This is a genomic window from Vibrio sp. YT-17 (genome assembly GCF_033337375.1).
Classification (GTDB): Bacteria; Pseudomonadota; Gammaproteobacteria; order Enterobacterales; family Vibrionaceae; genus Vibrio; species Vibrio alginolyticus.
Map to the genome: position 1 here is coordinate 1 of NZ_JAWOQP010000192.1, position 1,062 is coordinate 1,062.

The 1,062-nt window shown below is 45.4% G+C and carries 1 protein-coding gene; it reads right to left on the bottom strand.

Annotation, left to right across the window (positions count from 1 at the left end):
• Positions 1 to 66 precede the first annotated feature (66 nt).
• Positions 67 to 876, bottom strand: a complete 810-nt coding sequence (mutM, locus tag R7F67_RS24880; protein WP_140340700.1) for a bifunctional DNA-formamidopyrimidine glycosylase/DNA-(apurinic or apyrimidinic site) lyase — start codon at positions 874 to 876, stop codon at positions 67 to 69.
• Positions 877 to 1,062: the final 186 nt, after the last annotated feature.

Genomic DNA, 1,062 nt, shown 5'->3' on the forward strand with positions numbered 1-1,062 from the left:
AATTATTGAAGGAAAGGTCGGCGATTACAACTGCTTGATGGCAATACACCGTACGCGATCGTATTTCTATTGCTGGCACTCATTACAGAAGAAGGTATTACGTTGGCCAATTTTTAGCTCTTGAAGCGGCTCTCCACATTCTGGGCAAGGCTCACCCGCTTTTCCATACACTAAAAGTTCTTGAGCAAAATAACCCGGCTTGCCATCGGCTTGAGCGAAGTCTTTTAAAGTCGTACCACCTTGGTTAATGGCAATTTTTAGCGTGGCTTTGATGTTTTCCACTAACAGTACCCATTCTTGGGGCGTCACTTGACCTGCTTGTCGGGTTGGGAGAATACGAGATTTAAACAGAGATTCATTGGCGTAAATATTCCCCACACCGACCACGACTTTGTTGTCCATGATGAACTGCTTTACCGCGACACGCTTACCTTGCGCTTTATCGGCAATGTACTCGCTATTAAACGCATCAGTTAGAGGCTCTGGTCCCATATGCTCAAGTACCGCATGGGACTCACCAGGAGCACACCATAGCCAAGCACCAAAGCGTCGAGGGTCGTTATAACGCAGCACTTTACCATTTGTAAGTTTGAGATCGACATGATCGTGCTTAGCCGCAGGAAAATCAGCATCCAACACACGTAACGAGCCTGACATTCCAAGGTGCACAATGGCAGTCCCTGCATCCGTTTCTATGAGCAAATACTTTGCGCGACGATGAATGGCTCGAATCACTTGCCCTTCAAGCAATTTCAGCTCTTGCGGGATATCCCAGCGCAGTTTGGGTGTGCGAAAAACAAATGCCTTAATCGTTTGTCCAACCATATGTGGACTAATACCCATCCGGCTTACTTCAACTTCTGGTAATTCAGGCATTTAATTCTCCTTAAAACACTCAAAGCCTTACTGAAAGGCAGTTAGCATAATCGAAAAGTACAAGCGTAAACACTGCTTACCTACGAGGTTATTGACCACCTCTCACTTAGGCATGATGTAATTGCTATCAACAGAAATCGCGATCCACTTGTCTTGCCAATTCTTGAACAACCAAAAATCATGAAG

What these genes read in the sequence shown, in the direction of transcription:
- mutM (WP_140340700.1), bottom strand. Translation starts at nt 876, where the DNA reads ATGCCTGAATTACCAGAAGTTGAAGTAAGCCGGATGGGTATTAGTCCA.